We start from the raw sequence: 7,230 nt of genomic DNA, 5'->3' as shown, positions 1-7,230 counted from the left end.
ATCCTCGGCGTGGAGGCCAAGAAGCTGGGGATGACCCGGGTCCTCATCATGACCACCGGACTGCGCGGCTCGGGCATCATCGAGGAGCTCAAGGGCAAGATCGAGTACCAGGGCCTCGACGTCGTCGTCTTCGACAAGGTCGAGTCCAACCCCAAGGACTACAACGTCATGGACGCCGCCGCGCTCTACAACTCGGAGAAGTGCGACGGCATCATCTCGGTGGGCGGCGGCTCCAGTCATGACGCCGCCAAGGGCGCCCGCGTGGTGATCGCCCACGACGGCCGCGACATCAACGAGTTCCAGGGCTTCTCCAAGTCCACCAACTTCGAGAACCCGCCGCACATCGCGGTGTCCACCACGGCGGGCACCGGCGCGGAGACCTCGTGGGCGTACGTGATCACGGACACCTCGGACATGGACCACCCGCACAAGTGGGTCGCGTTCGACGACGCCAGCCTGGTCTCGCTGGCGATGGACGACCCGCTCCTCTACTACTCCTGCCCGCAGCACTTCACCGCGTACTGCGGTTTCGACGTCCTCGCGCACTGCTCGGAGCCGTACGTGTCCCGGCTCGACTTCGCCCCGTCGCTGGGCAACGCGTTGTACGCGACCAAGCTCGTGGCGGACAACCTCACGACGGCCGTGTACGACCCCCGCAACCTCGAGGCCCGGACCGGCATGATGAACGCGCAGTACATCGCGACGCAGGCGTTCAACTCGGGCGGCCTGGGCATGATCCACTCGATGTCCCACGCGATCAGCGCGTACTACGACACGCACCACGGTCTGAACAACGCCATCGCGCTGCCCCGGGTGTGGGAGTACAACCTGCCGTCGCGCTACCAGCGCTACGCCGAACTCGCGCCGCAGATGGGCGTGGACACCCGCAACATGACGACCGTCCAGGCCGCCGACGCGGCGGTGGAGGCCGCCATCCGGTTGTCGAAGGACGTCGGCATCCCGGACAACTTCAGCCAGATCACGCCCGGGCTGTACGAGAAGAACCAGATGGACACGGGCAAGTACAAGGGCAAGGGCGACAGGATCGACACCTCGGCGGAGAACATCCGCCGGATCGCCGAGCACATGATGGGGGACGCGTGCACCCCGGGCAACCCGCGTGAGTCCACGGTCGAGTCGCTGATCCCGATGGTCGAGCACGCCATGACCGGGTCGTACTGACCGGTCGGCGCGGCACCCCACCAGGACGTCCCCGGGGGCGGGCGAGCGGATCCGTCCCGCCCGTCCCCGGGGGACACCACCATCTCCCGAGAACGGAAAGGGCCCGACCATGGATGTCATCGAGGATCACCCCGACGACCTGAGTTCCGACGAGGTGGGTCCCGCGGACGCGGTGATCGACGTCGACGTCCTGGCGGAGGCCCTCCGCGGGACGGGGTACATCGTCGACCGTGAGCTGGCGACGGTCGTGCACCTGGCGACGGTCCTCGACAGGCCGCTGCTGCTGGAGGGGCCGGCCGGTGTGGGCAAGACCGAGCTGGCCAAGTCGCTGGCCTCCGCGTTCGGCCGTCGGTTGGTCCGGCTGCAGTGCTACGAGGGGCTCGACGACGCCCGGGCGCTGTACGAGTGGGACTACGCCAAGCAGCTGCTCCACGTCCAGATGCTCCGGGACCGGATCACGGCGGAACTGGCGGGGCACGAGGATCTCGCCGCGGCCTCGGCCGCGCTGGCGGAGATGGAGGTGGGGATCCACGGCGAGGACTTCCTGGTGACCAGGCCGTTGCTCGAGGCGATCACGTCCGAGGACCCGGTGGTCCTGCTCATCGACGAGATCGACCGCACGGAGGAGTCGCTCGAGGCGATGCTGCTCGAGGTGCTCGCGGAGAAGCAGGTGACGATCCCGGAGCTCGGCACCTACCGCGCACGCACGACGCCCTGGGTGGTGCTCACCTCGAACGACACCCGGGAGCTGTCCAGTGCCCTCAAGCGCCGGTGCCTGCACTTCCACGTGGACTTCCCGGACGCCGCGCGGGAGACGGAGATCGTCCGGTCCCGCGCTCCGGAGGTGCCGGAGTCGGTGGCGGCCGACGTGGTGGACAAGGCACGCCGCCTGCGCGAGCTGCCCCTGCGCAAGGCCCCGTCGATCTCCGAGGTGGTGGACGCGGCGCGCGCCGCGTCGGTGTGGGGTGGAGACGGCCCGGAGCTCGGCTGGGTCCTGTCCGCCGCTCTCCTGAAGTACCGGTCCGACGACGATGTCGCCCGTGGCGTTCTCGGCGCTGGGGCGGCCCCGGGCGAGGAGCCGGCGGGTGGCGGTCGGGACATGCGGGCGGCCGCCGACGTGACCGGGGCGTCGACCTCCGCCGCGTTCGGGGCCGGCCGGGCCCGCAGCGTGGCCGGGCGCGGGACCGGACGACGATGACGGCCGGGGACAGGTCCCACGTCTCGCCCCCGCAGGTGCTCGACATCGTCTCCGTGGCGTTCGGGCGGCTGCTCAGGGAACGCGGGGTGGCGGTCTCCCCGGCCGAGGTGGTGGAACTGCGGACGGTCCTTGCGCTGGTGGGGACCTCCCGGCCCGAGGTCCTCCGGCCGGCGCTCCGTGCGGTGACCGTCAAGTACCAGCGGGAGAACCGGGGCTTCGACGCGGTCTTCGACAGCTTCTTCCTCGGTGTGCGGGCGGCCCGGGTCGAGGACTCCGGAGGGGCCCGGGGCGACGCCCCGCAGGTGGGGGCGCTGCCCGACGAACTGGGACTGGACTCGGACGGGTCCTCGCCGTTCACCCCGTCGGACCTGGACCCGGCCGAGATCGGTGACCTGGTCGAGGGCGACGAGACGGCCCGCCGTGACGAGGACATCCACTACGACGACTCCGACTTCTCGACCGCGACGGGCGAGGAGGAGTTCGCGGTCGAGGCGGGGGCGGAGCGGTGGCAGTCCTCGGTCACCTACGAGATCGAGGTGGATCGCGCGTCGTCGGACCGGGTGGGGGAGATGGGGTCCTCCGCCATCTCGGTCTCCAGTGGCGAGTCGTTGGACTGGGCGGACGCGCTCGACGTCCTGCGGACCCTCGACGGGTACGACGCCCGACAGGTGTACGCGGGGCACGCCGACGAGGGCGGGCCCCCGGCGGGCGAGCAGGTGGGGATGTTCGTCGACGCGGTCGTGGAGTTCCTGAGGAACCTCGCGGAGGACGTCACCGACGGTCGTGTCGACGACGACGAGGTCAACGGGGGCCCGGAGGCGCCCGACGGCGGGGACCTCGAGCGCGCGTCTCACGAGGTGATGCGCCGGATCCGGGGCGCCCCCCGGCGGCGCTCCCGGCCGTTCGCCCGCGGGCTGCTCGATTCGCGCTCCACCCTGCGACGGGCCTGGGCGACGGACGGCGAGGCGTTCACCATCATGAACCGGACCCGTGTCCCCGGGCCGCTCAAGCTCCTGATCCTCGTCGACGTGTCGCTCTCGGTCCGACCCGTCACCGGATTCGTGCTGCGCCTGGCCCAGAGCCTGCACCGGAAGGTCAACAGGTGCTCCGTGGTCGCCTTCGTCGACCGACCCGTCGACGTGACCGACCACCTCCTGTCGTCGTCGGGTCCGGACGCGTTGGCGACCGTGCTGGCCGCACCCGGTCTGGACCTCGAGGCCAGCAGTGACTACGGGCGGATGTTCGCCGAGCTGCTCGACCGCCACGGCGACCTGATCGACGCCCGGACCTCGGTCCTCGTCGTGGGTGACGGGCGGAGCAACGGCCTGGATCCGCGGGAGGACCTGGTCGGACGGATCAGCAGGCGGGCCCACCGGATGGCGTGGATCACCCCGGAGGCCCGGAGGTACTGGAACCGGCCCACGTGTGGGCTGAGCGTGTACGCCCGGTACCTGGACGGGGTGGTGACCGCGCGCGACCCCGCGGAACTGTCCGAACGGGCAGGTCTGCTGGGAAGCTCGCTCGCCTGACATGACCCGGGCCTATCGTGTGGGCATGTCGTCGGAAGGCCGGGTGGCCAAGTTCCACGCGCCGGAGATCCTCTTCGGCTTCGGTGCCCTGCCCGAGGCCGCGACCGCCGCCATGGGACTGGGCGCACGGCGTCCCCTCGTCGTCACCGATCCGTGGCTCGAACTCACCCCGTGGCCGGGCACGGTCGTCGACGGGCTGAGGGCGCGGGGTGCGGAGCCGGTCGTGTGGTCCGATGTCCGGCCGAACCCGCGGGCGTCCCAGATCCTCTCCGGCGCGAGGACCTACCACTCCTCGGGGTGCGACGTCATCGTGGCGGTGGGCGGCGGCTCGGTGATCGACGCCGCCAAGGGGGTGGCGCTCGTCGTCTCCAACGGAGGGCACGTCCTCGAGTACGAGGGGGTCGACCGGATCCGGTTGCCGCTGCCCCCGGTGGTGGCCGTGCCGACGACGGCCGGCAGTGGTGCCGACGTCTCCCAGTTCTGCGTGGTCAACGACTCGGACCGGCGGACCAAGGTGACCATCGTCAGCCGCTCTCTGGTGCCGGACGTGACGGTCATCGACCCGGCCACCCACGCCACCGTCCCCGAGGACGTGCGGGCGGCCACGGCGATCGACGTGCTCTCCCACGGGGTGGAGGCGTACTTCTCGCGCGCGGCGGGTCCGTTGACGGACTCCCACGCCCTGCGGTCCGTCGAGCTGTGCACGCGGGCGCTCGACAGGCTCGGGGGCGGCGAGAGGCACGGCGACGGGCAACTGGAGGACATGGCGCTCGCGTCGCTCGAGGCGGGGATGGCGTTCAGCAACGCCGTCCTGGGGGCGGTCCACGCGATGAGCCACCCGGTGGGCGGTCGGTACGACTCCTCGCACGGCCAGATCAACGGGGTCCTGCTGTCCCATGTCGTCCGGCACAACGGGATGGTCATGCGCGCGGACCGCATGGCGGACCTGGCGCGCGCCGCCGGGGTGGCCGTCGGCTCCCGGGGCGGCCAGGTGACGGACCGGGTCGCGGACCGCTTCCGGGACCTCGCGGAGGCCGTCGGGATCCCGGCGGGGCTCGGGCAGCTGGGGGTTCGCGCCGAGGACATCCCCACGTTGGCCGCGCACGCGCTCGACGATCTGTGCATGGCCACGAACCCGCGTCCCGTCACCCTCGAGGACGTCGAACGACTGTACCGGGAGGCGTCATGACCGAGGGGCCCACGGATCTGGACTCCCTCCTGGGCCTGCGGTCGGTCAAGAGGAGCTTCTTCGATCAGTACCGTGCGGCGGAGTCGAGGCTGCGCCGCTCCATGCACGCGCTCGATCGGGTCTCCGGTGCGCTGGTGCGGACCGCCGAGGGGCCCGAGGAGCTGATGCTGTCGGTCCTCCGGGTCGCCTACGACCAGCTCGACGCCGAGTGGGCGCTGGTCGCCCTCCGGGACGGTCAGCTCCCGTCCGTCGAGCCACGGCACGTCATCGTGGACCCCGAGGGGCGGTTCGTCGCGTTCGAGGGGCGGGATCTGGCGCCGGTCCCGGAGGGGCTGCCCACTGATGTGGTCAATGTCCTCCTCGCGGTCCTCCGCGGCGGCAGGTCCTCCGAGGTCGCGGACGCCGGAGGCCCCGACGCGGTGACCGTGCCGCTGATACTGCACGGCGGGGTGATCGGGGGACTGGCGTCCTGGCGCCACCCCGGGCGGCCGGCCGAGGACATCGACACGGTGGTCCTGCGGATTCTCGCCGCGCAGGCGGCCGTGGCACTGCACAACTCCGTCCTTTTCCGGGACCAGGAGACGTTGCTCGCGCGGGCGGAGGAGGCGTACGAGGAGGCCCGGGGGCACGTGGTGGAGCTGTCCCGGCGGAACTCCGAACTGGAATTGGCCCATCGGGAACTCGACGCCGCACACCGCCAGCGGATCCTCGACGTGGAACGGTCGCGGATGGCCCGGGAACTCCACGACAGCGTCTCCCAGCTGGTCCTCGGCGCGGGGATGCACCTGCAACTCGGACTCGACGCGGTGGGGCGGGTCGACCGGCAGCGGCCGCTGCTGGAGAAGGCGGTGCACCTGACCGACCAGGCCGTCGACCAGCTCCGGTCCGTGATCTACGCCCTGCGCACGATCGACGACGGGGACGGGCGGTTGAGCCGCCTGATCGAGGACCTGTGCCGCCTCCACGTCCCGTCGAGCATGACCACCGAGGTCCGGGTGCTCGGCGACGAGGTCCCGACGACCCCCGGGATCGAGCACGAGCTGCTCCGGATCGCCGGTGAGGCGCTCGCGAACTCCGCGCGGCATTCGCGGGGGCACGGCGTGGTGGTGACCCTGGACTTCGGTGACGAGGCCGTGGTGCTGACCGTGGAGGACGACGGCGTGGGACGGCCGGAGGACCTGCGGGCCATGCTCGAGGGCGAGCGGACCGGTTCCCCCGCGGAGCGCCAGGGCCTGGTCAACATGAGGGAGAGGGCCGAGCTGGTGGGGGGAGAACTGGGCATCGTGCAGTCCGACCTGGGTGGGGTGGCGATCACTGTGGTGGCGCCCCGCGTCGACGGACTCGACCGGCGGCCGGCCCGATGACCCCGGGTCCGACGACCCCCGGGCCGAGGACCCCGCCTGGGACCGGCCCCACGACCCCACCGTCGACGATCCGCACCGTCCTGGTGGACGACCACGCCGTCCTGCGAGAGGGATTGCGACTGATGCTGGAGCGGGAGCCCGACCTCGAGGTGGTCGGTGAGGCGTCGACCGCGGACGCTGCGCTTGAGGTCATCCGCTCGACCCGCCCGGACGTCGCGGTGATCGACCTCAAACTCGGGAGCGGCTCCGAGCTCGACGGGTTGCGGGTCTGTGCGGCGGTCCGCGACCTGTTCCCCGACGTGGCCCCCCTGGTGCTCACGACCTTCCTCGACAAGGCGATCGTCGTGCGGGCGGTCCGGGCGGGGGCCCGGGGATACGTGGTCAAGAACGTGGACGTGACCGAGCTGGTGACCGCCGTCCGGTCGGTCTCGGCGGGGCAGAGCGCCTTCGACGCCCGCACCGCGTCCATGGTGCTCGACGCGCTCAAGGGCGTGGGCTCGGCGTCCGAGGCCCTGTCGGCCCGGGAGATCGAGGTCCTGAAACTGCTGGCGGAGGGGATGTCCAACAAGGAGATCGGTCAGGCGCTGTTCATCTCGGCCACGACCGCCAAGTTCCACATCAGCAACATCCTGCGCAAGCTCAAGGTCTCACGTCGCGCCGAGGCGGTGTACGTGGCCAGTCAGCAGGGCCTGCTCTGACCGCCCCCGCCCCGCCCGTCGCCGCCGCCCCGCCCCGCCACCGACCGGGCAGCCCAACGAAAGACCGGGC

The 7,230-nt window shown here is 71.5% G+C and carries 6 protein-coding genes; all 6 read left to right on the top strand.

All coding sequences use genetic code 11. The features are described from left to right. A partial coding sequence (mdo, locus tag G6022_RS10450) for an NDMA-dependent methanol dehydrogenase (protein WP_182691525.1) occupies positions 1 to 1,182 on the top strand: 1,182 nt, incomplete at its 5' end. Between the two features lie 109 nt (positions 1,183 to 1,291). Continuing rightward, the gene (locus G6022_RS10445; RefSeq protein WP_182691523.1) at positions 1,292 to 2,380 is read left to right on the top strand and encodes a MoxR family ATPase; all 1,089 of its coding nucleotides are present in this window, start codon (positions 1,292 to 1,294) and stop codon (positions 2,378 to 2,380) included. Then, complete coding sequence (locus tag G6022_RS10440; RefSeq protein ID WP_182617324.1) at positions 2,377 to 3,909, top strand: VWA domain-containing protein; 1,533 nt, start codon at positions 2,377 to 2,379, stop codon at positions 3,907 to 3,909. The genes G6022_RS10445 and G6022_RS10440 overlap by 4 nt, the downstream gene beginning before the upstream one ends. Positions 3,910 to 3,934: 25 nt before the next feature. Continuing rightward, entirely contained in the window at positions 3,935 to 5,098 is a 1,164-nt protein-coding gene (locus tag G6022_RS10435) for an iron-containing alcohol dehydrogenase (RefSeq protein WP_241731152.1), read from the top strand. Then, on the top strand, positions 5,095 to 6,462 hold the full coding sequence (locus G6022_RS10430; protein ID WP_179524180.1) for an ATP-binding protein: 1,368 nt from the start codon (positions 5,095 to 5,097) through the stop codon (positions 6,460 to 6,462). The genes G6022_RS10435 and G6022_RS10430 overlap by 4 nt, the downstream gene beginning before the upstream one ends. An 83-nt stretch (positions 6,463 to 6,545) precedes the next feature. Beyond that, positions 6,546 to 7,160 (top strand): response regulator transcription factor, encoded by a 615-nt coding sequence (locus G6022_RS10425; protein ID WP_338404046.1) that lies wholly within the window; start codon positions 6,546 to 6,548, stop codon positions 7,158 to 7,160. Positions 7,161 to 7,230: the final 70 nt, after the last annotated feature.

The sequence above is a fragment of the Dietzia sp. Cai40 genome, from assembly GCF_014145165.1.
Taxonomy (GTDB): Bacteria; Actinomycetota; Actinomycetes; order Mycobacteriales; family Mycobacteriaceae; genus Dietzia; species Dietzia natronolimnaea.
Note: the sequence above shows the minus strand (reverse complement) of the source record. Positions and strands in the feature narration are given on the sequence as shown.